Source organism: Paenibacillus foliorum, assembly GCF_013141765.1.
Lineage (GTDB): Bacteria > Bacillota > Bacilli > Paenibacillales > NBRC-103111 > Paenibacillus_S > Paenibacillus_S foliorum.
The window spans coordinates 34,093-60,298 of the sequence record NZ_WHOD01000133.1; the positions used below are offsets into that span (position 1 = coordinate 34,093).

General features: G+C 45.0%; 27 protein-coding genes and 1 riboswitch. Of the genes, 1 reads left to right on the forward strand and 26 read right to left on the reverse strand.

Annotated features, from left to right (window positions below):
- Positions 1-4: 4 nt before the first annotated feature.
- The 17 genes from mfd to GC093_RS35025 all read right to left on the reverse strand — a co-directional run bounded on the left by mfd (position 5) and on the right by GC093_RS35025 (position 18,016).
- Positions 5-3,526 carry a transcription-repair coupling factor gene (mfd, locus tag GC093_RS34945; RefSeq protein ID WP_171656579.1) on the reverse strand — a complete coding sequence of 1,174 codons (3,522 nt, stop codon included), beginning with the start codon at positions 3,524-3,526 and terminating at the stop codon, positions 5-7.
- 183 nt (positions 3,527-3,709) lie between these two features.
- Complete coding sequence (gene fin, locus GC093_RS34950; RefSeq protein ID WP_171656580.1) at positions 3,710-3,940, reverse strand: anti-sigma-F factor Fin; 231 nt, start codon at positions 3,938-3,940, stop codon at positions 3,710-3,712.
- 107 nt (positions 3,941-4,047) lie between these two features.
- A complete protein-coding gene (gene pth / locus GC093_RS34955; protein ID WP_171656581.1) occupies positions 4,048-4,608 on the reverse strand; it encodes an aminoacyl-tRNA hydrolase in 561 nt (186 codons plus the stop codon).
- 148 nt (positions 4,609-4,756) lie between these two features.
- The gene (locus GC093_RS34960) at positions 4,757-5,380 is read right to left on the reverse strand and encodes a 50S ribosomal protein L25 (RefSeq protein ID WP_171656582.1); all 624 of its coding nucleotides are present in this window, start codon (positions 5,378-5,380) and stop codon (positions 4,757-4,759) included.
- Between the two features lie 145 nt (positions 5,381-5,525).
- Positions 5,526-6,917, reverse strand: coding sequence for a bifunctional UDP-N-acetylglucosamine diphosphorylase/glucosamine-1-phosphate N-acetyltransferase GlmU (gene glmU, locus GC093_RS34965; RefSeq protein ID WP_281365365.1), 1,392 nt, complete (start codon positions 6,915-6,917; stop codon positions 5,526-5,528).
- Positions 6,918-7,140: 223 nt separating this feature from the next.
- Positions 7,141-7,425, reverse strand: a complete 285-nt coding sequence (spoVG, locus tag GC093_RS34970; RefSeq protein ID WP_089201676.1) for a septation regulator SpoVG — start codon at positions 7,423-7,425, stop codon at positions 7,141-7,143.
- Between the two features lie 121 nt (positions 7,426-7,546).
- Positions 7,547-7,933 (reverse strand): RidA family protein, encoded by a 387-nt coding sequence (locus GC093_RS34975; protein ID WP_171656583.1) that lies wholly within the window; start codon positions 7,931-7,933, stop codon positions 7,547-7,549.
- Positions 7,934-7,939: 6 nt separating this feature from the next.
- Positions 7,940-8,767, reverse strand: a complete 828-nt coding sequence (gene purR / locus GC093_RS34980; RefSeq protein WP_171656584.1) for a pur operon repressor — start codon at positions 8,765-8,767, stop codon at positions 7,940-7,942.
- Positions 8,768-8,899: 132 nt separating this feature from the next.
- The gene (gene ispE, locus GC093_RS34985) at positions 8,900-9,754 is read right to left on the reverse strand and encodes a 4-(cytidine 5'-diphospho)-2-C-methyl-D-erythritol kinase (protein ID WP_171656585.1); all 855 of its coding nucleotides are present in this window, start codon (positions 9,752-9,754) and stop codon (positions 8,900-8,902) included.
- Between the two features lie 167 nt (positions 9,755-9,921).
- On the reverse strand, positions 9,922-10,119 hold the full coding sequence (locus GC093_RS34990; RefSeq protein WP_171656586.1) for a small, acid-soluble spore protein, alpha/beta type: 198 nt from the start codon (positions 10,117-10,119) through the stop codon (positions 9,922-9,924).
- A 189-nt stretch (positions 10,120-10,308) separates the two neighbouring features.
- A complete protein-coding gene (gene veg, locus GC093_RS34995) occupies positions 10,309-10,581 on the reverse strand; it encodes a biofilm formation stimulator Veg (RefSeq protein ID WP_133236016.1) in 273 nt (90 codons plus the stop codon).
- Between the two features lie 186 nt (positions 10,582-10,767).
- Positions 10,768-11,646, reverse strand: coding sequence for a sporulation peptidase YabG (yabG, locus tag GC093_RS35000; protein ID WP_171656587.1), 879 nt, complete (start codon positions 11,644-11,646; stop codon positions 10,768-10,770).
- A gap of 122 nt (positions 11,647-11,768) precedes the next feature.
- A complete protein-coding gene (rsmA, locus tag GC093_RS35005) occupies positions 11,769-12,671 on the reverse strand; it encodes a 16S rRNA (adenine(1518)-N(6)/adenine(1519)-N(6))-dimethyltransferase RsmA (RefSeq protein ID WP_171656588.1) in 903 nt (300 codons plus the stop codon).
- Between the two features lie 11 nt (positions 12,672-12,682).
- A complete protein-coding gene (gene rnmV, locus GC093_RS35010) occupies positions 12,683-13,228 on the reverse strand; it encodes a ribonuclease M5 (protein ID WP_171656589.1) in 546 nt (181 codons plus the stop codon).
- A 743-nt stretch (positions 13,229-13,971) separates the two neighbouring features.
- A complete protein-coding gene (locus GC093_RS35015; RefSeq protein ID WP_312886701.1) occupies positions 13,972-15,111 on the reverse strand; it encodes a resuscitation-promoting factor in 1,140 nt (379 codons plus the stop codon).
- 378 nt (positions 15,112-15,489) lie between these two features.
- A riboswitch (cyclic di-AMP (ydaO/yuaA leader) is annotated at positions 15,490-15,684 on the reverse strand.
- A gap of 225 nt (positions 15,685-15,909) precedes the next feature.
- Positions 15,910-16,677, reverse strand: coding sequence for a TatD family hydrolase (locus GC093_RS35020; RefSeq protein WP_171656590.1), 768 nt, complete (start codon positions 16,675-16,677; stop codon positions 15,910-15,912).
- Between the two features lie 49 nt (positions 16,678-16,726).
- Entirely contained in the window at positions 16,727-18,016 is a 1,290-nt protein-coding gene (locus GC093_RS35025) for an HD domain-containing protein (protein WP_171656591.1), read from the reverse strand.
- 362 nt (positions 18,017-18,378) lie between these two features.
- On the opposite strand from GC093_RS35025, the gene GC093_RS35030 reads away from it, so the two are divergent.
- Positions 18,379-18,633 (forward strand): AbrB/MazE/SpoVT family DNA-binding domain-containing protein, encoded by a 255-nt coding sequence (locus GC093_RS35030; RefSeq protein WP_010501678.1) that lies wholly within the window; start codon positions 18,379-18,381, stop codon positions 18,631-18,633.
- Positions 18,634-19,386: 753 nt separating this feature from the next.
- Here the strand turns inward: GC093_RS35030 and rsmI are convergent.
- The 9 genes from rsmI to GC093_RS35075 all read right to left on the reverse strand — a co-directional run bounded on the left by rsmI (position 19,387) and on the right by GC093_RS35075 (position 26,172).
- On the reverse strand, positions 19,387-20,259 hold the full coding sequence (gene rsmI, locus GC093_RS35035; RefSeq protein ID WP_312886702.1) for a 16S rRNA (cytidine(1402)-2'-O)-methyltransferase: 873 nt from the start codon (positions 20,257-20,259) through the stop codon (positions 19,387-19,389).
- 13 nt (positions 20,260-20,272) lie between these two features.
- Entirely contained in the window at positions 20,273-21,049 is a 777-nt protein-coding gene (locus GC093_RS35040) for a tRNA1(Val) (adenine(37)-N6)-methyltransferase (RefSeq protein ID WP_171656593.1), read from the reverse strand.
- 98 nt (positions 21,050-21,147) lie between these two features.
- On the reverse strand, positions 21,148-21,501 hold the full coding sequence (yabA, locus tag GC093_RS35045; RefSeq protein WP_171656594.1) for a DNA replication initiation control protein YabA: 354 nt from the start codon (positions 21,499-21,501) through the stop codon (positions 21,148-21,150).
- Between the two features lie 17 nt (positions 21,502-21,518).
- A complete protein-coding gene (locus GC093_RS35050; RefSeq protein ID WP_171656595.1) occupies positions 21,519-22,322 on the reverse strand; it encodes a PSP1 domain-containing protein in 804 nt (267 codons plus the stop codon).
- Between the two features lies 1 nt (position 22,323).
- The gene (gene holB, locus GC093_RS35055; protein WP_171656596.1) at positions 22,324-23,301 is read right to left on the reverse strand and encodes a DNA polymerase III subunit delta'; all 978 of its coding nucleotides are present in this window, start codon (positions 23,299-23,301) and stop codon (positions 22,324-22,326) included.
- Positions 23,302-23,353: 52 nt separating this feature from the next.
- Positions 23,354-23,800 carry a YaaR family protein gene (locus GC093_RS35060; protein WP_171656597.1) on the reverse strand — a complete coding sequence of 149 codons (447 nt, stop codon included), beginning with the start codon at positions 23,798-23,800 and terminating at the stop codon, positions 23,354-23,356.
- Between the two features lie 68 nt (positions 23,801-23,868).
- Positions 23,869-24,198 (reverse strand): cyclic di-AMP receptor DarA, encoded by a 330-nt coding sequence (darA, locus tag GC093_RS35065; RefSeq protein WP_171656598.1) that lies wholly within the window; start codon positions 24,196-24,198, stop codon positions 23,869-23,871.
- A gap of 349 nt (positions 24,199-24,547) precedes the next feature.
- A complete protein-coding gene (tmk, locus tag GC093_RS35070; RefSeq protein ID WP_171656599.1) occupies positions 24,548-25,192 on the reverse strand; it encodes a dTMP kinase in 645 nt (214 codons plus the stop codon).
- 128 nt (positions 25,193-25,320) lie between these two features.
- On the reverse strand, positions 25,321-26,172 hold the full coding sequence (locus GC093_RS35075; RefSeq protein ID WP_171656600.1) for a sugar nucleotide-binding protein: 852 nt from the start codon (positions 26,170-26,172) through the stop codon (positions 25,321-25,323).
- Positions 26,173-26,206: the final 34 nt, after the last annotated feature.

Below are 26,206 nucleotides of genomic sequence, written 5' to 3' on the forward strand. Positions count from 1 at the left end.
CCATTTATTTGACAGCATTCTGCAATTCTCCCTTCGATTTCAACGCGCGCTTGTATTGACTCAGAAACTTTTCCAACAATTCAATGGATTGATCCGGCTGCAACCCTTTGCCCTTAAGATGGATATGAATTTGCGGACCAGCAATCAACTTAACACGGCCTTCAAACTCACCTGCTATACCGAATAGCAACTGCCCATCCAAATTGCCAGTTTGATCCGCATGGATCTTAATCTCATAATCCAGTCCTTTTTGCGAAATGGATTCGATGGCATACATGGAGCCATATGCTTTTAATCTTGCGACGGCAAGCAGATTGTGCACGGCTTCTGGCAAATCGCCAAAACGGTCTACAAGCTCATCATGCAGTTCAGCTGCTTCCTCCAAAGATTTGACGGCTACAACCTTTTTGTAAATCTCTATTTTTTGCACGCTATCGTAAATATAATCACCAGGGATATAGGCGTCCAATTGGATATCCAGTTGCGTTACCCAAGTTTTAATTTTTTCTGGCTCTTCGCCTGTAATCTCATGCTTGCGCTTGGCGATTTCCTCAGCAAGCATTTGGGAATACAAATCAAAGCCTACCGATGCAATAAAACCATGCTGCTCGGCCCCCAGTAAGTTACCAGCGCCGCGTATGGACAGATCCCTCATGGCAATTTTAAACCCTGACCCTAATTCTGTAAACTCTTTTATGGCTTGAAGCCTTTTCTCAGCAACCTCGGTCAACACTTTATCCCGTTGATAAGTAAAGTAGGCATAGGCAATCCTGTTGGAACGTCCTACCCGTCCTCTTAGCTGATACAGCTGGGATAAACCCATTTTATCGGAGTCATGGACAATCAGGGTATTAACATTCGGAATATCAACACCGGTTTCTATAATGCTAGTGCTGACCAGTACATCGTATTCGCCATCCAAAAAGTCGAGGATGGTTTTCTCCAGCTCTTGCTCGGACATTTGACCGTGAGCTACGGTCACTCTCGCATCCGGCACAAGCATCGAAATTTGTTCAGCCATCTGATTGATGCCTTGGACACGGTTGAACAAATAATACACCTGTCCTTCCCGAGCCAATTCACGTTCAATCGCTTCACGCGCCAAAGCATTGCTCTGTTCCACCACATAGGTCTGTACGGGGAATCGGTTCTCCGGCGGCGTTTCGATTACTGACAAATCACGGACGCCAAGCATAGACATATGCAGCGTCCGAGGAATCGGCGTTGCTGTAAGCGTAAGCACATCTACATTCATTTTCAGCCGCTTTAGCTTTTCTTTGTGTGACACACCAAAACGCTGCTCCTCATCAACGATAAGCAGTCCAAGGTCTTTAAACTTCACATCTGCTGACAATAGCCTGTGTGTGCCGATGACGACATCCACAGTTCCTGCTTTGACGCCCTTCATAGTTTCTGTCTGTTCCTTCTTAGAACGGAAGCGACTCAACACTTGAATATTAAAAGGATAGCCAGAAAAACGCTCGCGGAATGTTTCATAATGCTGCTGCGCTAGAATCGTTGTCGGTACCAATACGGCTACCTGCTTGCCATCGATAGCGGACTTAAACGCAGCACGGATGGCAACCTCCGTCTTCCCATAACCTACATCGCCGCAAAGCAGCCGATCCATTGGGCGCGGTTTCTCCATATCCTCTTTGATCTCACTAATGGCACGCAGCTGGTCGGCTGTTTCTTCATAAGGAAACATACCTTCGAACTCCTGCTGGTATGTGCTATCCTGACTAAATCCGTAGCCCGTTATCGCTTGTCGTTCCGCATACAATTTGATCAGATCATCCGCAATGTCTTCAACCGAAGCTCTTGCCTTACTCTTGACGCGATTCCAATCAGCTCCACCAAGCTTATAAATCTTCGGTTCCTTCTCTTCAGAACCTACGTACTTTTGGATATGGTCAATCTGGTCGATCGGGACAGATAGCTTATCTCCCCCGGCGTACACAATATGCAAATAATCTTTATGAATTCCATTGATTTCGAGTGTGCCAATGCCAACAAATTTGCCGATACCATGATTCACATGGACTACATAATCGCCAACCTTGAGTTCCTGGTAGCTTTTGATACGCTCGGCATTTTCTATCTTTTTGTCTACCTTACGCGCCTTACGCTGCTTCTGAGTGAACATTTCCCCTTCGGTAATGACCACTAAATGAATATTGGGAAGCTCAAAGCCAGTCTGCAGGTTTCCTTTAAGGATTATCGGCTCATCGATATTGTAATCAGCTAGCACACGGCGTACACGGTCTACCCGCTCTTCCCCGTTGGCAAGGATCAGCACCTTAGCGCCGGATTTCTTCCACCGCTCCATCTCAGACTTAAGCACATTCATCTGACCGTGGAAATTTTGCATAACCCGGCACATAAAATTCACAATATTCTGCGGTTGTGTTTGCGGAACCTGCCGCAAAAATAACGACATATACAGGGTCGGATAAGACTTCCGCTGAAGCAAGGTTTCATAGGACTTCGACAGCACAAACGCAGGGATGCTCTTCCCATCCTGAAGTGACATGGTCGTCCATTCCGCTTCATCCCGCTCCAGCTGCTTTGCTGTTTCCAACAATCTGGCCGGCTCGTCGATTAGCAAAATAGTGTCCGTAGGCATGTAATCAAGCAGCGTTTGCCGTTCGGGATAAAGCAAGGAGACGTATTTGAAAATCCCCGGGAAATATTGCCCCTCCCGCATCATCTCAATCTCATGGCCCACACCTTCAAGCAGTCGGTCCTTAGCTCCACGATCCGCCATCTTCTCTAGCTGCGTCTGCAGCAGCTCATAGGCGTGCTGAGCCGCTCCTTGTAAACGTTTTCCATCCACAATAATCTCACGGCACGGCGTAATCACTAGAGCATTTAACTTGTCAATAGAACGCTGATCCGTAACATCAAAGGTACGAATAGAATCAATATCCTCATCGAACAGCTCGACCCGGTACGGATGGATTGAATATAACGGGAAAAAGTCAATAATGCCTCCCCGCACACTCATCTCGCCCTTGGCTTCCACACGTTCAACACGCTCGTAGCCAAGCCCAACCATGCGAGCAATAAAATCATCCAGCTGAAGCGTCTCGCCCACTTGGATCGGAATCCTCGCTTCGGCAATCAGTCCTTTGAGCGGAAGAAACCTACGCATCCCCGCATAAGGCACAACGACAATACCATGAAAGCCAGCCGCCAACCGGGTTAATGCGTCAATACGCTGCGCTAACATCTCCGGACTCGCAATAGCCGTTTCCGCCGCCATAAGCTCCTGCGCTGGGAACAACAAGACTTTGTCGGAAGGCAAGCACTCGATCAAATCTTCAAATATTTTTTGAGCCGAAAACATGTTATGTGTCACGATAAATAACGGCTGCTGTAACTCCTCATAAAGAGCCGCCAGCATGACCTGTCGTGAGGAACCCGACAAACCAGACAGCAGCTGCTCTCTCATCCCGGAGCGTACGCCCGATACAATACTCTGCAAATCAGGATCTGCGGAGAATGCTTGAATTAAAGCCTGCAAAAACGTACACCCCTCTCACCCATTAACAAAAGCAACCCCATCATCATGAATTACGCCGTCCTTTAAGGACGATCCGTCCTGGGCTAAACTATACATATCCCATCCGTGTACCTGAAAAAGCGCCTAGACATTCAGCCTAGGCGGTATCCGTCAAGATTTGCAAATCAGTGTTAAAACTAAATCTTACTGAAGCGGACTGGTAAGAAGCGAAAGCTCTGGGTTACTGTCTAAGGCTTCCTTGCAATAATCGCATACCACTTTAACGGTGACATCACCATTTGGGTTATACGATATTATATCTCTCCGTTCCTCGGGGGTCAAGAAATGGAAGCCTAACAGCTCCTCACTGATATATTGTTGCTCCAGCTCGCCTATCAGTGTCTGGCAATGACGGCAAAAATATTTTACTCCCACAAGCACTCTCCTCCTTTTCATTCATTATGACCAAAAAAGGAGGAATTTAGCCCGGATTTCCAAATCTGTCATCCCACAGCATGCTGGAACCAGAGCCAAGCACTTTATTAAAGATTAAACTTAGCCATAGTCTTTTCAAAGGGATTTTCAAGTGTGTATTCCATAGCTTCACAGGTTGTGTCTAGCATTTGCGGCATGGACTTGAATTCCTCCTTAGAAAAAGAAGACAATACATAATCTGCTATATTATATCCGGGAGCAGGGCGATTAATGCCCATTCGAATGCGATTAAAGGACTGTGTTCCCAAGTGCTGAATAGTAGACTTAATACCATTATGGCCTCCGGCACTGCCTTGATATCGCAGCCTTATTTGTCCATAGGACGTATCCAGATCGTCATAAACAACGACTAAATCTTCTACTGGGGCTTTGTAAAAGTCCATAAACGCCCGGATCGATTCTCCGGATAAATTCATATAAGTCATCGGCTTAATCAAATAAACCTTAGTCCCGTTTATATTACCTTCTCCTATAAGAGCTTTGCATTTACTTTGTGTAATCTTGATACCATGCCTATCAGCAAACCGATCCACTGCCATAAATCCAATGTTATGCCTAGTTGATTGATAAGGCGTCCCAGGATTCCCTAAACCCACAAACCATTTCACGTTGCACCTTCTCCCCTTTCTTTAGTCGATCATACCAAACTTTTCATTATAGATGAAGCCTAGGGAACGCGACAAAGGAGCGCATCATAATTCGACACGCTCCCAGATAAGATCACAACAGATTCGAACAAAGCTTGCTGCAATATGTTTAATCAGCCGCTCCTGCAGATACCGCTTCTGCCTTCTGCTCACTTTCCTCATCGGCATCAACTGCTTCCGCTTCTTTCTGAGGCATCAACACCGTAGCCAAAACATCATGCACATCCGTTTTGATTTCAATAGCGGCTGGAAGCTTCAGCTCCGAAACCAGAATATTAGTTCCAATCTCCAACTGGCTGACGTCCACCAAGATGGAAGCAGGGATATCCTTCGGCAAACACCGAACTTCTATTTCGTGATGCTGTATTTGCAGAATGCCGCCCGCTTTTACTCCTGCTGCATCGCCCGTGAAATCCAAACGAACGGTTGTCGATACGGGTTCATCCATATTAATTTGATGAAAATCAACGTGCAGCACATTTCTGGAAAGTGCGTCACGCTGCACCTCGCTAATCATAACAGGCTGCTTACCTAGCTGCGGCACATCCATTTCGATAATTGCGTGTGGATTGGAGCGAAGCAGCACCAAAAGCTCCTTTTCTGATATAGCAATAGGAGTACTGCTAACCTTCGAACCATATAGAACTGCCGGAATTTTCCCCTTTGCGCGAAGCCCTTTGCGTTCTGATTTGGTGCCTCTGTTGCGTTCTTCCGCTATCATTGTAACTGTCATAAGGGTAATACCTCCTTCAATTTAGCAAACCGAGATGATTAGGCTTATAAATATCCTAATCTTAATTTACCCAATTGAAGGAGAATCAAACCTTTTTTTTTCTAAAGCGAGCTCCATAAAGCATCTGCTTTACGCTTTAGTTCTTTTACGGCCGCCGTTTCTTCTCAGAAAATTTATTGCGCAACTTCTCAGCATAGCCCGGTTTGTTAACCTGCCGCTCACGAGCAATAGCCACATCATTATCATCCACATTATGCGTAATTGTGGAACCCGCTACGACATAGGCACCTTTGCCTATTTTGATTGGAGCAATTAAATTCACATTACTGCCGATAAAAGCATCTTCCTCTACCTCGGTCAGCTGCTTATTGAAGCCGTCATAGTTAACGGTGATCGCACCGCAGCCGAAGTTTACATTCTTACCTATCTTGGCATCGCCAATGTAGCTAAGATGCGAAACTTTGACGTCATCAGCCAAAGTGGCATTTTTGATCTCAACAAAATCACCGATTTTCACATTCTCCCCAAGCTTTGCACCCGGACGTAAATACGCAAAAGGTCCGATACTGCTTTGGCTCCCCACTTCAGCATCCAAAAGCACCGATTGCTTGATTTGAACTCCATCTGCAATCGTGCTATCGGTTATTTCCGTTTGCGGACCGATTAAGCATTCTTCCCCTATAACAGTACGGCCTTTTAAAATGGTTCCTGGCAGCACAACCGTGTCCGAACCAATTTGCACATCAGCATCAATATAGGTGTTCGCTGGATCAATTAAAGTAACCCCGTTCAACATGTGATTACGGTTTATCCGCGCACGCATGATCCTCTCCGCTTCAGATAACGCTACACGATCATTAACACCGAACGTATCCATCGCATCTGGAGTGCAATAAGCCTCGACAATCTCATTTTGACTAACTAATATGCCAAGCACATCCGTTAAATAATATTCCTGCTGCGAATTGTTGTTAGTCACTTTGTTCAAGGCATCAAACAGCTTACGGTTGGAAAAGCAGTACATACCCGAGTTGATCTCTTTGATCTCTCGTTCCTCTGCATTGCAATCCTTCTGCTCAACGATGCGGGATACTCTACCATGCTCATTCCGGATAATACGGCCTAAGCCGAACGGATCGTCCATGATCGCTGTCATGACAGTCGCGGCTGCATCCTTTTCACAGTGAATACGGATCATTTCCTGCAGGGACTCACTTGTAATCAAGGGAGTATCACCATACAGAACAACGGTTAACCCTTCTTCATTTCCTAACAGCGATTCCGCTTGAAGTACAGCATGTCCAGTACCGAGCTGCTGATCCTGCATAGCATATTCTACCCGGTCTCCCAGATACGCTTTAACTGACTCAGCCCCATGTCCGACCACTACAATGGTTCTTTGTGTCTCTACTTGCTCCAATGCATCAATTACGTGCCCGACCATTGGTTTTCCACCAACTTTATGCAAAACCTTGTACAATTTCGATTTCATTCGCTTGCCTTGTCCTGCAGCCAGAACGATCCCCATTATATTCAATCCGGTCACTCCCTCTATTAGAAAATAGTCACTAGTGTCATGTCGCAAAAAGAAGCGAGCCAGAAACACGCACGCCCCATTATTTCAAGCTTCCTCATTTTCAAAACGAACTTTATAAACAGCCTCTAGTCTTATGCGCAGCCTTCACGCCCTGCATTCAAATATATATGAATTTGTGCAAAAAGAAAAGAGAGCCGCTCGCGGCTCTCCCCAAACTCGTCGATTATGCCCCTTCAACGATTACTTCTTCCTCAGTCGCTGCACGGTCGTACTCTGCCAAAACAGCAGCTTGAATCTTTTCGCGGGTAGAGGAAGAAATCGGATGAGCGATATCCCTGAACTCTCCATCGGGTGTTCGTTTGCTTGGCATTGCCACGAACATACCGTTGTTACCGTCAATCACACGAATGTCATGAACCACAAATTCGTTGTCGATGGTTATGGAAGCAATGGCTTTCATTCTTCCTTCGGAATTAACCCGACGGAGTCTCACGTCTGTAATCTGCACTAGTGTTCACCACCTTTTCCCATCTAGAAGACTTGGTCTATAAAATTCCACATTTTAGGTCAAATTCCTTCTTATTTTATATAAATTTATTTAATTTAATAAATATTTGATTAATTTTAAATTATTCGACAATAACTGTAGCTATCAGCTCAATTTCGACAAAAACATCCCTTGGCAACCGTGCAACTTCGACAGTTGAACGAGCCGGTTTGTGGTCTCCAAAGTAGTCAGCATAGATCTGGTTGACCTGTGCGAACTGATTCATATCTTTAATAAACACCGTTGCTTTAATTACACGGTTAAACGATGAGCCTCCCGCTTCCAAAACCGCTTTCAAATTTCGAAAAACCTGATGTGTCTGCTCCTCGATCCCGCCATCCACAACTTGTCCATCGAGCCCAAGCGGAATTTGTCCAGACGTAAAAAGCAGCTCTCCAAATCGTACAGCTTGCGAATAAGGGCCTATAGCTGCTGGAGCTTGTTTCGTTGCAATGATATCCAATGCCATAATAGGTCACACTCCATCGTAGAAATAATTTCCGGGCTCTACTGTAATTTGCTTAGTCTTCGGATCAACACCTGATAGCTTGGCCAATGAAATATACTCTTCTACCAAATGCTCTTCTACTTCTCCAGACTCCACAAAAACGCCGACCCCTTTTACTGTCGCTCTAAACTCTTTCAGCAAATCCATCATTCCATGCACCGTTCCGCCAACCCGCATAAAGTCGTCAATAATCAACACTCGTGATTCTTCCTTCAAAGCGCGTCGCGACAAAGACATCGTCTGAATACGCTTGTTGGAGCCGGATACATAATTGATGCTCACTGCTGAGCCTTCCGTCACTTTATTATCGCGTCTAACAATTACGACAGGCAGATTTAAGAAAGAGGCCGTAGCATAAGCAATCGGAATCCCCTTCGTTTCTACGGTCATAACCACATCAATATCCTTTGCAGAAAAAGCGGTTGCAAACATCTTCCCTACTTCATTCAAAATAAAAGGCTGGCCCATGATGTCTGACATATACATATAACCGCCTGGCAAAATTCGTTCTGGCTGCTCTAGCTGTTTGCAGATACCCTGAATAAACTGCAGAGATGCTGCTTTGGAAACCTTAGGGATAAACTTTACCCCTCCGGCCGCGCCCGCTAAAGTTAATAAATCTCCAAGCCCCTCTTCCTCAAACACTTCCTTTATAATCGCTAAATCTTCGCTTATTGACGATTTAGCCGAATTGTACCGATCCGCAAATGTAGTTAAAGGAATAAGTGTATGGGGGCGAAAAAGCAAGTATTGCGTCATTTCGACCAATCTTGCACTTCGTTTTAATTTTTTCATTGGTGCACCCCTCATCGTAAAATGGCATAAAATCCGAATAATATAATGTGAATATACCATTTTTATACGTATTTTTTCAAGATGTCCATGAAAATTATTCTAACATGTATCTGACATCAATAACTAACATCTTCAGGTCAAAAGACGAATGGCGAATACATCCTTACAAAATCCGCGCAGTCCATTATAGATTCTGGCCACTTTCGCTTCCTTGGATACCAAACCAAATACAGTGGGCCCGCTCCCAGACATAAGCACACCCTCAGCACCTAGCCGTAGCATACATTCCTTGAGCCGCCTAACCTCCGGATATAAATCCAGTGTCACTTCCTCCAGCACATTACCCAGCCGGTCACACAACAGATCAAAACGCTTCAGGCGAATGGCCTCCAGCACCAGCTCCGCAGACGGATGATGTTGGATAGCATTGGCTCTCAATTTACCATAAACATCTGCAGTGGAGACATTGATGGGAGGCTTGGCCAATATGACCCAACACTGCGGCGGCGACTCAATCGGCTCCAGCTTTTCTCCACGTCCGCGAGCAATCGCGGTTCCGCCAGTAACGCAGAAAGGCACGTCAGAGCCGAGTTCTGCTCCTAAGCGCTGTAGCTCATCCGTCGGAATGCCAAGCTCCCACAGACGATTCAGACCGCGCAGAGTGGCTGCAGCGTCACTGCTTCCTCCCGCCAGGCCTGCGGCAACTGGTATCTTTTTATCCAAATGTATGTAAACACCTTGCTTCACATCATAACGATCCTTGATCAACCTCGCCGCTTGGAACGCCAAATTTTTCTCATCTAACGGTATGTATCCGGCCTGGCTTGAAATCATAATCGTATCTCTAGGCAGCTCCTGCATTTCAATACGGTCAGCGAGGTCAACCATAGTCATGATCATCTCTACCTCGTGATAGCCGTCTTCCCGTTTACGCAGTACATCCAGCATTAGATTGATTTTGGCTGGAGCTTTTTCAAAAACCTTCATAGGACACCTTCTTTGCAGCTCTATTGCTTCACAGTTCATCATTCTCTAATACGGAGAAAGTACTGGAAAAGTTCTAATACTTATAGTATACCAAAAAAGCAACAAAAAAAAGCTAAAGCCGCGCTCTGCGCACTCTAGCTTCCGTTAGACGGTTTTGAACTACCTAATCAATACCTTGGCGGTTGCTGCGGTTGCTGTTTGGATGCTTGCTCGGCAATTTGAATCGCTCTTTTTACCATATTGCCCGCATCCTTCGTACGTATACCTCCCCAGCCTTCACGCTGCACTGTTTCATAAAAACCTAAGTCCTTCGCTAGCTCGTATTTGAACCCTTCCGACATTACTCCACGGTTCCTGCGTGACATGCGCGTTCCCTCCTTCGTGCTAAGATAGGTTTAGTATGTCCTGAGGCTTTATGTTACATGCACTATAGCCTTCAACCCGGACCCCAGAGGTACTAAACCCGCTTATCTCCGTGTTCACAAGAGGAAGGAGCCTCGCAAAAACTAAATAACAAAAAACAGCACACCCCGCAGGCATGCTGTTTATGTATATTATTGCTGTATAGTGATCCGTACTTGTCCGTCATCGTTACAAACCGTTACTTCAACGGACTCCGTAAGTATGTCTGCGTAACTGTATGAGACTCGCTTAAACGCGTTTTGTTCCTGATCCAGTTTCACGATAAAAACGGAAGGGTAGGTCTCCTCCAATACACCGGATCGTTCGATCGTTTTACGGCGACCACCATTTGCTCTTAGCATGATTTTCTGTCCGACATGAGGTTCCAAACTGCGTTTGATCTCCAACAGCGCGTTTTTAGCCATTGACCACTCCACCTCTTTCCTTACAAAGTATACAGCAATAGTGGTAGTATGTCAAATTAGAACAAATATTATATCAGCCACACAAACCTGTTGTCAACGGCATATTTCCTATATTCAGCAAGGTTTTGGCTAAAAAAAGACATGGCGCGTTCACACAATTGTCTTATTTACAAAAGAAAAAGCACCCTAGGGCGCTTTAACAGGAATATTTTTTTGAACTATGGGAACTCCGCGCCGATAGCTGCCTCTGGATTCTATGCCTCCCATGCCTTCCAATCCACTGTGCGTAAGCCTGATGACATCAACCATATTCACCGTTTCCTTGATGGAGGTAAAGGATACCTTCGCTGCTACACACAGTGGATCAAACGCATGAATCAAGACCCTTGCCGGAGAGCTGGCATAGTTAGCCCCTGCTTGCAGCAAGGCTTCGAAATGAGATTGACAAGCACCGGCAATGACTGTGAGCGTATCTTTATTCTTCTCGTATTGCCTTGCCACCCTGACCGCGTTAACAAAGTTATGCGAATTCTTATAGCTGCTGAGCTGGCTGATATCTCCATTTCGTTTACCCTTAAGTATGGCGTCATGACCTGTTATGACCACTATATCCGGCCTGATTTGAGGCAGCATTCGATATAAAACATCTGCCATATCCGCCTCAGCCACATAAAAGCCTTCTACAGGCACTCTAAGCTCGCCATACAGGCTCATGCATTTTCGCAAATAAGCGGGGTCTCCGTCCAAATGAAGCACCTTTCCAGGCATTTCAAAATAGCCTTGGGCCGCATCCTCTGCTGCAGACGCATTCACCCCCTCCTGAAGGGGGGCTGTCGCAGTTAGTATTTGTGTTCTGCGCATTGAATCCATCCATGTTGGTTTAAGTGATCCTGCATACTGATACGGGTCAAATTGTGCCGCCGTGGTTAAATCTTGAATAGGAGCGTCGGCAAGCAAACGATAGTCCACCCCCCGCAGCACCGCTTGCTGCATCAGGATGTCCTGAATTCTAAAAAGGATGTCACCACCATAAGATCTACGAGTGACCAGGTCTCCCTGTTTCATGGGCAAATCGCCTCCCTCGTCTATCCTATGGCTTCAATGGGCATTTGGTGAATATCCATAATCAGTTTACACTTAGAAGCCTTGCAATAAATGATTACGTCCTTTTATCTGCTAGCCACTTCTCAAGCCTTTTCCAGAGCTGCCGACAAAGCACGGCTGAGCTGTGCATATTCTTGCATAGAAAGCGTTTCTCCCCTACGGGAAGGCTCAATTCCTGCTCCCAGTAAAATGGCTTCCAGCTGCCCTTTTGTCTCTTTACTGAAATAACGAGCTGCTAGGTTGTTATAAATCGTTTTTCTGCGCTGTACGAAAGATGCTTGAACCACATCAAAGAAAAAATCTTCATCCTCTACCTCAACCGCCGGCTGCTTACGCACCTTTAATCTGATAACGGCTGAATCCACATTGGGCTGTGGAATAAAGACGGTACGCGGAACAATCGTTACAATCTCCGGCTCGCAATAATACTGAACGGCAATGCTTAGGCTGCCATACTCCTTGCCGCCCGGCTTTGCAGACATCCGATCCGCTACTTCCTTCTGAATCATGACAACAATGTTCTCCAAAGGGAGCTTTTCTTCCAACAGCTTCATAATAATTGGCGTCGTTATATAATAGGGCAAATTTGCGACGACACTGACTTGGTCCGACCCTTGAAATTGATCATCGAATAAGGGCTTTAAATCCACCTTGAGCACATCACCGTGAATAACACTGGCGTGAGGATAAGCGCTTAAGGTTTCCTGCAGTAGCGGCAGTAGCCGCTGGTCAATCTCGATCGCTATTACTTTGCCGGCTATTTTGGACAGCTGCTGGGTTAATGCGCCGATCCCGGGACCGATCTCCAGAACGCCCTTAGACTTATCCAGCTCGGCAGCCGAAACAATTTTATGTAAAATATTCGGATCTACCAGGAAGTTTTGTCCCAGACTTTTTTTCAACACTAGACCATGTCTCTTCAATAGTTCATTGGTTCTTTTTGGGGAAGCTATATCCTCTTGTACGGTTGGTTTGACAGTATCCATGGTTACTTTACTTACCCCTCTTCTTTATCTAGCTGCCGCCAAGCAGCCGCAAATTCATCACGTGTGATTTGGAACATTCTGCATCGATTATAAAATTGCTTGCCATTACAGTAGCCAATCCCCAGTATCTTCCCTACAGCCAAGCGACGTGAGGCAGCTTGTGGATGGACTATCATCCCCGCCGCAACCAAATCCTCCAAAGTAATATCGGACTCCACTGACTCATAGTCCGTACGCAAGTTAGCGAGTGCTTCACGGATTGTCTCCACAGATGCATTCTCTACTCCTATATCCCCTTTGCTTGTCGCAGCCTCCTGCGTTATAAAAGCATGCTTACAGCCAGGAACTTGGGCCGTAATGATTTTACGAATTCGCTCTCCGGCATGATCCGGGTCAGTCAGCACGATCACACCGCGGCGCTGCTGAGCAAGCTTAATTCGTTTAATAATGTCCTTGTTAATCGCCGATCCACCAGTTTCGATCGTTTCCGCTTCAACGGCTCGCTTTATAGCGGTCGTATCATCTTTTCCTTCAACCACTATTATTTCCTTAATCACTATTAGTCCCCTCCCGGCTCCCCGCCTAAACCCTCCCCGCTTGGAGGGCTCCGAAGGCTCTGCCCACTAGACACCCCTTAACAGCTTGGTGAAGAAGGTTCGGTGGCGCTCCTTTGGAGCTTTATATATGCTTACATCCCTTTCGTCCCTATGGGACACGCTTCACTTTTGGTTCACCTGCATAAATACAAGCATACAAGCAGTTTGCCTTCTTATAGCCATTATCCCCTTTAATCAGGACAAATCCCACCTAATAGCTATGTTTGTTGCTGCCCCTAGCTGTAGCCTTCCTAAAAGCGCGTCCCGTAAGGACGAAAGAGTTTTCCTCCACCTATAATAACACATGAAGCACAACCTCGCCTCTCACCCAATTTTCACGGGTGTCCAGAGTGCAGTAGTTCTTAGAGCCCTCCCTAAGAGTTTTGCGCAGCAAAACTGACTTCGAAAGCATCAGCTTGAGGAGAGTTTGGGTGTGGGCTGTAGAGCACTAACTGAAAGCAAGTCCCGTAGGGACAGTAGCAATCCTCCAACCATTATATCATATGAAGCACCACCTCACCTCTTACCCCAATTTTTACGGGCGTCCAGAGGGCGGTCAGCCCTTGGGGCTCTCCCGGTGGGGTGGGTTTGGGTGGGGGATTCAAGAGGTTTGCGTGGGGGTCTACAGAACAGAAAAAAGAAGAGGATGCCCCCTTCTCCTTTCAAAACCTTATATATGATGAGTCTGCCCCAATTGCAGGCCTTTAGTCCGCTGTTGGTTTCTTGGGTCCAATTACATAAATGGTATACCCGCGCTTAGTGCCGAATCGGTTCGCATAGTCGTTGCTGTCAAAATAGACATCAACCTTGTTACCTTTCACAGCACTGCCGGTATCTTCGGCCCTGCGGAATCCAAGTCCGTCAATATAAACCCACCAACCCAGCGGAATCACTTTAGGATCCACTGCAATCGTACGACCTTCCGTTACTCTCGTGCCTGAGGATGTTAATCCATACTGCGGGTGTTCGGCGCTTTTGCCGGTTGATGAGGCTCCAGCCGAATAGGCAGTAAGCGTCACATTGTTAATAACCTGCTTCACTCCAAAAGAAACGCCGCTCTTCATCACATCTTGCAAATTCGGCGAGGAGGCTGATAACGCCACTACCGGATTTTTCGTTCCAATGGCAACAATTTTATTGATGCTTTCGGATTTCACTTTTTCGTCAACCACTTGCTCGGAAACAAGCTTGCCATCTTCAAACAGCTTTTCTTTCGTTTTTAGGAGTAGTCCTTCTTGTCCTTCTTGAACTATTTGCTCTTTGCCCTTTACAAGCTGAGGATCATTTTTCTTTTCCACATCAAAAGCTATCGATTCCGATACCTCTTCTGTTTCTTTCTTGACACGAACGATCTGAATGGCCCTATTCTCCGTCAAATCGGCATCGATAGCAGGACTAACCTTATCTAACTCGCCAACTGGCACCTTCAATTCGTTTAAAACAGTCCCTACGGTTTTGGCCACCGTGTATAGGGTCTTGGTCTCACCATCCGCTGTTAGCTGCACCGGTTGTGCATGATCTATTGCAATCCGGTCCCCACTCTTCAGCTTGGTTCCAAGCTCTGCAGAGAGACGATCGTGCTCTCCAACAGATATTCCTTGCTCATCCAGAAAACTTTGTAGAACCCATTGTTTAGTATAAACAACCGATTCCTGTCCGTTCACAACTACAGATACCTTCTTGGTAGCCGTACCGTGTAACATCATCATAAACATGAAAATCATAGCGATTGAAATAAGTCCAACGATCAATATCAAACGCAAGTTTTCATGCTTCCATCGCAATGCGAAGGACATGCTGGATGATCGTCTTACATGGGGTTGCTCATGTTGAATAGCTCCCACTTGTTCGGTCCTCCTTCAAAGCCCCGCCGTCGTGTGTTACGCATGATTCATCTGACGCGACTATGGTTTAATTTTGCAATCTTTTCGTTAATCAACTAGGGGCTGCAATCTTACTTTCCATATCGTTCTTCCTGCGTGCTGAACGCACCTCCTTGTTTACCTGTGCAACAAAATCTACCCAGACAACGTTTGGAATACCGTAACGATAAAACCAAAGATAACCGGCTGCGCCGTCCTTAGGATGAGCGCGTTTGTCAAAGGTTGAACGTAGATAAGCAACAACTTATCCTTTCTTTTCAACACAAAAAAGTCATGGAAAGAGGACTCTTCCCGTGACTTTGAGTTATTTCACAATATGAAATAAAGCGCACGACAATCGTTACCTCTCTCTTAACGCTTACGAGGTTAGCTGACGGATTCGGACTTGAGAGTCGCCCTACTTGGATCGGTTCACTGTAACATGACCTAACCATGATTCACCCCTGAAAATGTGACCTTTGTCTCATTGAAAAATTGGGACAGTCACTTTGCGGTTCCCCCGTTTCCCTGATGGAAACTCAGCGAAAATGAAAACTTGGTAAACGTATTAAGTTAATATTGAGTTTACGCTGTCTGATACAAAGTTGTAAAGTATACAAACTGGTCAAAAAACCTCGATTTTAGATCGTATTCAGCATTTTCAACCGTTTCTACGAATAAAACCATTGTTTTTCTATTGAAATCGTACGATATTGCATATATTTCTTTGATTATCGTGTTTTCGACGAAAATAGACTCGTCCCAACCCCCTTAATCAAATTAAAGTAACCCGAATAAAGTAACCGCATTTTGGGTAGTTGCCCTAGCCAATTCTTCCAAAGTCAGACCTTTAATCTCAGCAGCGGTTTCTGCGACTAATTTCACATATGCAGTCTCATTCCTCTTGCCGCGAAATGGATGCGGAGTTAAATATGGAGCATCTGTTTCAATCAATAGACGGTCCAGCGGCACCTTCTCTAACACTTCTTTTGGCTGCTTTGCATTTTTGAATGTGACTGGACCTCCGAAGGAAATGTGAAAATTCATATCCATACAGAGCTTCGCAGTTTCCCAGCTTCCTGAAAAGCAGTGCATGACTCCTCCAACGTCTGAAGCCTTCTCTTCTCGAAGAACTTGAAGAATGTCATGGTGTGCATCGCGGTTATGGATCACAATCGGCATGCCAAGTTTACGAGCTAGCCGAATTTGCTCACGAAATACACGATCTTGCACATCTTTAGGGGAAGTATCCCAATAATAATCAAGACCAATCTCACCGATGGCTACCACTTTTGGGTGAGAGCATAATTGTTCAATCCAATCCAAATCATCCGCCGTCATATCCTTCGCGTCCTGAGGATGCCAACCAACGGTCGAGTAAATAAAATCATATTGCTCCGCTAATGCAATCGAGCTTGGGATGGTCTCTCGATTAAATCCGACATTAATGATTCGACTGATTCCACTCTCAAGTGCGCGCTGAATAACGTCATGTCGATCTTCATCGAACTGGGGAGCATTAAGATGAGTATGAGTGTCTGTTAGCATATAATTAATTTTTCTCCTTTTAAAGGCTTTGGTAGTAAGAAACTGTGTCTTAATCCATACCCAACAGCTTGCGAATATCAGGTGCAATAGACTTCCGTTGACTATGAAGAAGCAGCTCTTCCGGGAAGTATAGATGATATTTCCCCATATGAATACCGCTGATAGATCTTACAATGTCGGATTTAAGAGATATCTCTGTTAAAGTATCCTTATTATCCAGCAACAAAATAGGCAGTTTTTCGTCATGATCGCCAGGCCGATACACATCATACGAAAGATCGGACGGGTAATCAATGGCGAGATAAAAATCAGGATCAATTCCAAGTCCTTGCATGGTTTCACGCAGACGCTCGATCTGTTTCGCTTCAATCTGCTCCAGTAACACATACTTAAACAGACTGCGGTTCAGAAACCGCGTACACAGGTCTGATAGAATTTCGTCCTTTTCATATGACCATTGCATCAGCACCGTTTGCATCAACGCTTCATCCAGCATGTGGTATTCCTGAACGGTAAGAGATTGGCGGAATAGACTGAGCAGTGGTGATAGCATGAAGGTGAAGCTGTAGTTCTCTTCATACAGTTGCTTCGCTCTTTGAAATATCTTATGTAGGATAATCTCGGCGCTGCGCGTTACTGGATGGAAATAGACCTGCCAATACATCTGATAACGTGACATTAAATAGTCTTCAACAGCATGCATACCGCTTTCTTTCATTACAATATGCCCTTGAAAAGGCCTCATAACACGCAAAATTCGCTCCAAATCGAACGTGCCATAATTTACACCCGTAAAATAAGCATCGCGTAATAAGTAATCCATTCGATCCGCATCTAATTGGCTAGAGACAAGACTGACCACAATTTCTTTATGGTACGTTTTGGCGATTACCCCTGCTACTTGCTGAGGAAAAGTTGGCGACACTTCACTTAATACCCGATTAATTTCCGTGTTTCCAAGAACAATGCGGCAGGACCAGTCTTCATGATGGGTGCCAAAAGTTTTTTCAATGGAATGGGAGAAGGGACCGTGGCCAACATCGTGGAGCAGAGCTGCACATAAACACAAGAGCCGCTCTTCACTAGGCCAGTCTTCATACCGATTGCGTTCAAATTGCGAGATGATTTTACGTGTTACTTCATACACACCAAGAGAATGAGAAAACCGACTGTGCTCTGCACCATGAAAAGTTAAAAAACAGGTACCCAATTGACGTATCCGGCGCAGTCTTTGAAACTCCTTCGTGTTAATGAGATCCCAGATCGTTCGGTCCTGCACATAAATGTACTTATGAACCGGATCCTTAAATACCTTTTCTTCTCTTAGGGGATTGGACATAAGGGGTCACCTCCTTGAGTTAAAGTATATTTTTCGACATTGTAGCTTTTAATAGTCTCTCGTTATGTCGAATAGTGTCATAAACATCTTCCAATTACAAGCTGTAAAAGGCTTACATTTTTTAGTTTAATAGCAAATAGCTTCAAAAATACCCTTAAGTAAGTTTGTTCACAATTTTGCTTCATTCTCTCGGTTTTCCTTGAAATATGATAAAATTTTGGTTAAATCGGACTTTTTTTACCAAATATTGAGAGACAATTTGCCAATTAGCAGGTTGACTATTATGGGAATGGTTGGTATCATTAATGATAAGAATTATGTCGAAACATGACGATTTATTTTCCGAGAGGGGTACTTATATTATGATGAAATCTACTGGTATCGTTAGAAAAGTCGACGAATTGGGTCGCGTTGTTATACCTATCGAGCTTCGCCGCACTTTGGGCATAGGCGAGAAGGACGCTTTGGAAATCTATGTGGACGGCGAACGCATTATGTTGAAGAAGTATGAGCCTGCTTGTATCTTCTGCGGCAACGCTGAAAACGTTTCTTATTTCAAAGGAAAAATTGTTTGTCACGAATGTTTATCAGAAATGCCAATACCTGTGACAAAATAAGAAAAATAGGTTATAATAAGGATAGCACTTCTTACTTAGGTAATTCTAACCTTTTTCATATCTCCTCTATGTCCCTGATTTGCAGGTTTCTGCAGATTAGGGATTTTTTTTGAGTGGTGGTAGGAGTTTAAAAAAGTGTAACTACCAGTGATAAGGGATATGCTACAACCGCTGTTGAAGCTAGATTCTTTTGATTAGACTAGGAGCCTGTCAGATGAAGTAAATCCGTGAATATGTATTCATTACTGCGTTATTGCGGGAAAGGGATGGTACTCCACCGCTCTTGAATTAAAGTTGTCTTAAATCTAGGTTCAACCTCAAAATCAGCGCTTGACGCTCCTCCGATCATCACCCTGCACAATCCTGCAAACATGCAGTTATTATCTTACCCAGTTTGCTTGTGAGAGGAAAGAACTGCAAAAGTACAGCAATTTAATGCAGAGCGGTCCGGTTTCAGCTAGGAATGTAAAAAGGCTGCACATTTGCATGAATTCACCAGGACTGCCGAGGAAATGGCCAAAAGGCTGTATAGATGCGGGAATTGAGGGTAGGCTCTTCCATTATTTCAAACTCCATTATTATAGTAGAGAGACGAGCGCTTGGGCTTCGCAAGCCAAGCCGTGCTGCTGCCTGATGCCATGTTTGGCATTAGCTCACACAAGACGCTCTTTAAGACCTTTAAAGCCCCTCGTTAACTCCCCACGAAAACCTCAAGCGTCTCACTACTATTTATTACCAAAAATTCTAGTTTGCTTACTTATGCAAGTAATTATAAAGCTCACGCTTGGGCATCTGCCGGTCAGCAGCGGCGCGTTTGATCGCTTCTTTGCGGTCGAGACCCTGTGTCGCATAATGCTCCACATGCTCTTCCAAGCTGAATGCCTCCCACCAAGCTACAGACGCGGCATTCTCGGTGGCAGTCATACCCTCAACAACGATGCAATACTCACCTTGTGGAGGCTGTGCCAGCAGTAAATCATAACACTCTTGAATCGTGCCTCGTGCCGCTTCCTCATACTTCTTGGTGAGCTCGCGAATTAGGCACATTTGCCGTTCCGGATTCCACACCTCAAGCATAGCTTCCAAGGTCTTCATTATTCGATGAGGCGACTCATAATAAATTAGCGTTTCCTTCGCCGATTGCAGCAGCTGAAGCTCCTGAAGCAGCGTTTTCCTCTCTCTCGGCAGGAATCCGAGGAAGGTAAACCGTTCCGTTGAAAGCCCTGATATGATTAACGCCGATAAAGCCGCATTTGCGCCAGGTATCGGGATGACATCAATCCCTTCCTCCACAGCCTGCTTCACCAAATCGGCTCCAGGATCGCATATAGCAGGCAGTCCCGCATCACTTACCAATGCAATAGACTCGCCTGTATGCAGTAACCGGATCAATTCCGGACCACTGGCTTGCTTGTTGTGCTCATGATAGCTAATTAACCGCGTCGAAATTTCGAAATGCGTCAACAGCTTACGTGTTTGCCTTGTATCTTCAGCTGCTATCAGCTGCACTTCCTTTAATGTCCTAATGGCCCGGAAGGTCATATCCTCTAAATTGCCAATCGGGGTACCTACTAAATATAACTTGCCTGCTCCTGCATCCGGATGATAGCTTTTTTGAATTTTCACATGCGTTCCCTCATTAAAGTACGGGCGGTTGGATGAGTTCAGTTCGTTGGCCATAATAAATTTCCAACAGCTCATCGCAATATTCCGTTTTATTTTTGTAAACAATCAATGGCGGCAGCGTTCGAAGCTCTGGCTTCCCATCCCTGATTGCTTCTATAAGCACCATATTCGCTTCTTCGCCAGCACGTGGATGTACATAGCGGATTCGCTTAGGCTCCAGCTTGTACTCGCGCATGGTACAAAAGATTTCCACTAATCGGCTTGGCCGGTGCACCATGGCTACACGCCCCCCATTTCTTACCAAACGGCTGCTAGCCCTAACTACATCCTCCAACGTGCAATGAACTTCATGTCTCGCAGCAGCAAAATGCTCATTTATGTTCTGCTCACCATTCGGAACCGGCAAATAGGGAGGATTGACTGTAACCACATCGAATGCTCCATAGCCTAGTTCCTTATCGGCATTGCGTAAATCACCGTGAACAATTCGAACTTGCTGTTCCAGCTTATTAATCCTGACATTACGCTCTGCCATATCAGCAAGCCTATCCTGAATTTCTACGCCGACAATTGAAGCTTTAGTTCTGGTTGTTAGCAGTAGCGGAATGACGCCATTACCGGTGCACAAGTCAACGATACGTCCTTTAGCGGATAGAGGAACATAACTGAAGCGTCCCAGCAGCACCGCATCCAAAGAAAAGCTAAACACTTCATCGCTTTGTATGATTTTTAAATTTTCGGTTAGTAAATCATCGAGCCTCTCACTACTATTCAATTGAATATTTTCCATATTATAGTTTATCCTCTTTCTTCAAAAAAACCGCAGAGAAGTTTATACTTCCCTACGGTGGTTCTTATTACATGAAAGTTTTCACACTGCACATGCAGTTATTTATTTAGGAATGACATGCAGAACAAGCAGTCGCCTTCTGTCCTTAAATGTCCGTAATAAACGTTGCATATATGGAAGCCTTCGTGGTAAAGCTTAGCTAAATTATCATGGCCAACACCTGTAATCTCTTTTGCTTGTGCTGCTGTGATAGGCACGAGCGGCAATTCCGTGTCGACAGGGTCGACATCCTTCTTTAACAGCTTGCGCAGCTGCTGATTTTCTATGCTTAACCTTTTGTTCTCTTCCAAAAGCTCAATAATTTGTTGTTTCATTTGGCCCAACTCTTCATATATGGTACCCATCTGCTTTTCCAACTGATCGATCTGCACAAAAACATCTCGTTTATCCACACGCTCACCTCAAAAGCTTAATGCTGCGCTACCACATCGTCAAAGGAAAGATCCATTACTTTTCCTAACTCGTAAATCTGTACTTTGGCTATTCGCCCGCCAATGTTTAGCGATACCACACGTCCATTTCCTAACGAAGTAATGACATCACTACCTACTCGTGGCACGTCCTCTTTGGCACTTTCATAATTATCGTGCTCATATTTCAAGCAGCACATTAACCGGCCGCAAAGCCCGGAAATTTTCGTAGGATTTAATGATAGATTCTGATCCTTAGCCATTTTAATGGAAACCGGTTCAAAATCACCTAAAAAGGAAGAACAACATAAGATACGGCCGCAAGGACCGATTCCTCCAAGCATCTTTGCTTCATCACGAACCCCAATTTGTCGCAGTTCAATCCGTGTACGGAACACACCAGCCAAATCTTTTACCAGCTCCCGGAAATCAACCCTTCCTTCGGCCGTGAAGTAAAAAATAATCTTATTGCGGTCAAATGTATATTCAACATCCACCAGCTTCATCTTTAATTGATGATCTTTAATTTTTTCCTGACATAATGCAAATGCATTCTTGGCCGCAGACTTGTTATCTTCTACAAGCTGGGCATCCGTATGATCCGCAATCCGAATCACTTTCTTCAGAGGCAATACAACGTCAGATTCCTGCACTATCCGTTTGCCTATAACCACTTTACCATACTCTATCCCACGAGCCGTTTCAACGATGACTGCACTTTCATTGTCTACAGGTAGATCAATAGGGTCAAAATAATATATTTTACCCGCTTTTTTAAAGCGAACGCCAACTACTGAGTACATGCTACACCCCCTTCAGTTGCATTAACATTTTTTCCAGCACAAGCTGCGGGTTAGCGTGAAAGCGAAGTCTTTTTTGCAATTCAATCGCTTGGTCCAAGCAGTGAACCCAGTGCTTCATATCATAAGACAGGGATTGTCCTGCCATCCATTCCGTTTGGTCTGCATAAACCAAATCGTTTCGATCACCGAGACTTAGCCGTACCATATCTTTAAGCCAAAGAATCAGCATGTCCATAAACATAGGAAGCTGGTCCGAAAGCTCCGATTTAGCCATCTTTTGCTGCGCTGTCAACATAGCTGTCGGCAATCGGGTCAAGCTTTCCTTAGTCAATTGTATCACTAGGTTTCTTATTTCTGCAAACCCATTTCCTTGAATTAGCTCACGAGCAGCATCCGTACCTGCAGCCAAGCGCACAGCGGCCTGAATGAGTACAGAAGAATGGCCTTCAGACTGAAGCGCAGAAACCATCAAATGACGGCTAAGCGGTGCAAAAGGCACCCATTGGGACCTCGATCGGATGGTCGGTAAAAGAGCTTGTCCATTATCAGTAATCAGTACGGCTACGACACGCGAGGTTGGTTCCTCTAAAAATTTCAACAGGCTGTTAGCAGCCTGCACGGTCATTTTGTCGGCGTCCTCAAGCACATACATTTTTAATCCCGAGGCAACGGCACGATATGAAAACTGCTTCTGCAGCTCGCGGATTTGTTCAATCTTGATGGATGCGCCATCCGGCTTCACCCAGTGAAGGTCCGGGTGATTGCCATGCTCTACCTTGCGGCAGTCCAGGCATTCCCCACAGGCATCATCAGGCAGCACTTGGCAGTATAACGCTTGAGCAAAAGCGAGCGCCATCTGCCTCCGTCCTGTGCCTGAAGGACCTGTAAAAATATAGGCATGCGAAACTTTATCTGTACGCAAGCTGTTTTGTAGTATTCGTTTAACACGTTCTTGCCCTGGTATGGATTGAAAAGACATCGCGGGTCCATTAAATCCTTTCCTTGTTATCTATAGATGTATAAAGCTACTATTAAAAAGTAAGATTAATCAGCATGCCTCGAATCTCGCCAATTTTATGCAGCAAATCGATCCGCCCCTGCTCGCTTTCAAGCATATCATCCGCCATCATGAGCAGCTCTTGATCCACTTCCTCAAGCAGCTTGTAGCGCTTGGCGCGCCCGCGGCGATCCCATCCCCGCGTATCACGGAGTTGAACACCGCGGCGTGCCGTTTCCTCCAGAAACTGCTTAACAAGCAGCTTATACTGGCGAAGCTCGCGCACCGTCATCGACTTGGCCAATCTCTCGCCCTGCATGCTGATCTGTTGTAAAATGCGCTGCAATTGTTCCTGCGACGCTCTCTCGTCTTGATTTTGCATCATATCAGAGAATGATTTATTTTGCAGCTGCTGAGTGGATGAATTTTCACTGCGCTGAATTTCTTTGCCGAAAGTGCGTAGGCCGGGATTTATTTTCAAGCTGCGTCCAACCTTTCTGATCTTTCAAGGATAAACGGCTACGCCATCCCACGAGAACGGGCTCGATCTTAGAAATGCTCAAACCGTTCAACCGGAAGCACGAATACTGCTGCGCCGCCAACCTGTACCTCAACAGGGAAAGGAATATATGAATCTGTAGTGCCGCCCATGGGGGATACCGGTGTTACCATTTGCTCACGAATCTTACAATTTGTTTTGATCACCTGCATAACTTCACTAATACGTTCGTCTTCTATTCCGATCATAAAGGTCGTATTACCTGCGCGTAAGAAGCCACCCGTACTTGCTAATTTTGTTGCCCGAAAACCATCTTTAATCAAAGCATTAGAGAGACGGTTACTATCTTTATCCTGTACTACGGCAACAACTAATTTCATGGCATTGCCCTCCTTTAACTTTTATGAGACGACTTGTTTCTTCATTAATAGTAAGAAAATAGTGCGAGTTTCAGAAGCGGCTATTTTACATAACCTCTCCTCTAATAATTTGACATAAGTACTCATAATTCCTGCTTACTTAAGGAAGCGGTCCCAAAAGATGAGAAATCTTTTCCGCCTCAAACTATTTAAGGGCTACTGGAACAGCGCCTCCAACCCGTCTATCTATTTTAGTATATGAAGGAAATGCCGCCTAGGTTCGGACTTCGATCAAGGAGTTTACCATTGTGCTGTATCTATACAGATAAAAATAAAAAGCTGACCATGAAGGACAGCCTGTACAATTCAATCATGCCTTCGAGTCACTTTCCAGAAATTGATTAAGAACCTGCTTCACACGTTCAAATACCTCATCTTTATGATGACTAGCGTCAACCTTTACAATTCGATTGGGAAAAAGCCTTTCAACCTCCAAATAACCCTCACGAACCTTTTGATGAAAAGCTAACGACTCTAAATCAAGTCTATTAATCTCTCTATCCTCATGAGCATGAATACGTTTGAGTCCTATTTCCGGATCGACATCCAAAAAAATGGTTAAATCAGGAAAGAGGTTGTCTATTGCAAAGCTATTAATCGCTAAAACCTCTTCAATTCCTATTCCCCTCGCATACCCCTGATAAGCCAAGCTGCTATCGATAAACCTGTCGCATATCACTACCTTGCCTTCAAGCAGAGACGGCACTACTTTTTCAACCAAATGCTGTCTTCTTGCAGCTGCGTATAGTAGAGCTTCGGTACGTCCGTCCATTAATGTATTTGTTTTGTCCAAAATAACGGATCTTATTTGTTCGGCAATCTCTATTCCGCCCGGCTCACGGGAAGTTACGATGTCATAGCCTTTCGAAGAAAGATATTCGCTGGCTGAGGTAATGACAGAAGTCTTGCCTGCCCCCTCACATCCCTCTACAGTAAAAAAGTAACCTTTATGCATATCTATATATAATCTCCATTCATTTTATGGATCATACTGCGTAAAAAAACTTATCTCAGAACCATCTCATCCCTTCGAGATTATCATTATTATAATGGGTTTGTGCCGATATTGAAAGAGCCCCTCCGTTAAGAGGGGTTAGCTGTGCTGTTTATCCAATCGCGAAGCTCTTCAAGCATTTGCTTGATCGTAGGGGTTTCATATAGAATGGGGCGCGTGCTTCGCAACGTCCTGTCAAGATCAATAACATCGTTGGGCTTAATCTGGACGTTTCCCTTCTTGAAAACAATACGACATTGCTCCAATAGGCTGTATTTGCTAACCATTTCCTTGCCTGCCAGGTGAACAATCCCTCTAAGCTTGGGCTGCTCTTCAATTAAAAAACAAATGAATTTGGCTAATTCCAACGTTGTGACTCCATTCCATGCCACATTGACGAAACCCTTGACGATTCCCCGCTGACGCATAAACCATTCGAACAAGCCAACAGGCTCTTTTCCAAGCTCAGGCCCAAACATTGATACTCTAATGGTCACATTCGGAGCCTTAACTTCTCCCAATGCCTTAGTTTTGGCAAACACACTGGTTCCATCAGGCACATGAATTTCCTCGTAATTCCCTCTATTTCCTTCGAATACACCGTCCGAGCTGATCTGCACTAGTCTGGCTCCATAGCGTTCCGCGAGCTTTGCCAGTTGATGCGGCAGAAGGGCATTAATTCGGTAAGCCGCGATCTCCTGCTGTCGTGCTAGATCATACCAAATGCCGCTTGAATTCACGATAACATTGGGCCTAACTATAGCGATTAGCTTTTCAACCATGACCATATCCTCCGGATCCCAGAATAAACCCCGCTCCGGCTTGACTTTAGGATGAGATCCCGTTGCTGTATAAAACAGCTCATGAGACGTACTTCGGGATAAGTAGTTAAATAACATATGTCCTGCCATTTCATGACCGCCAAGGATTAATATTCTCATAATCACTATTCACCTTTTAGATTTCTTCAAAGTT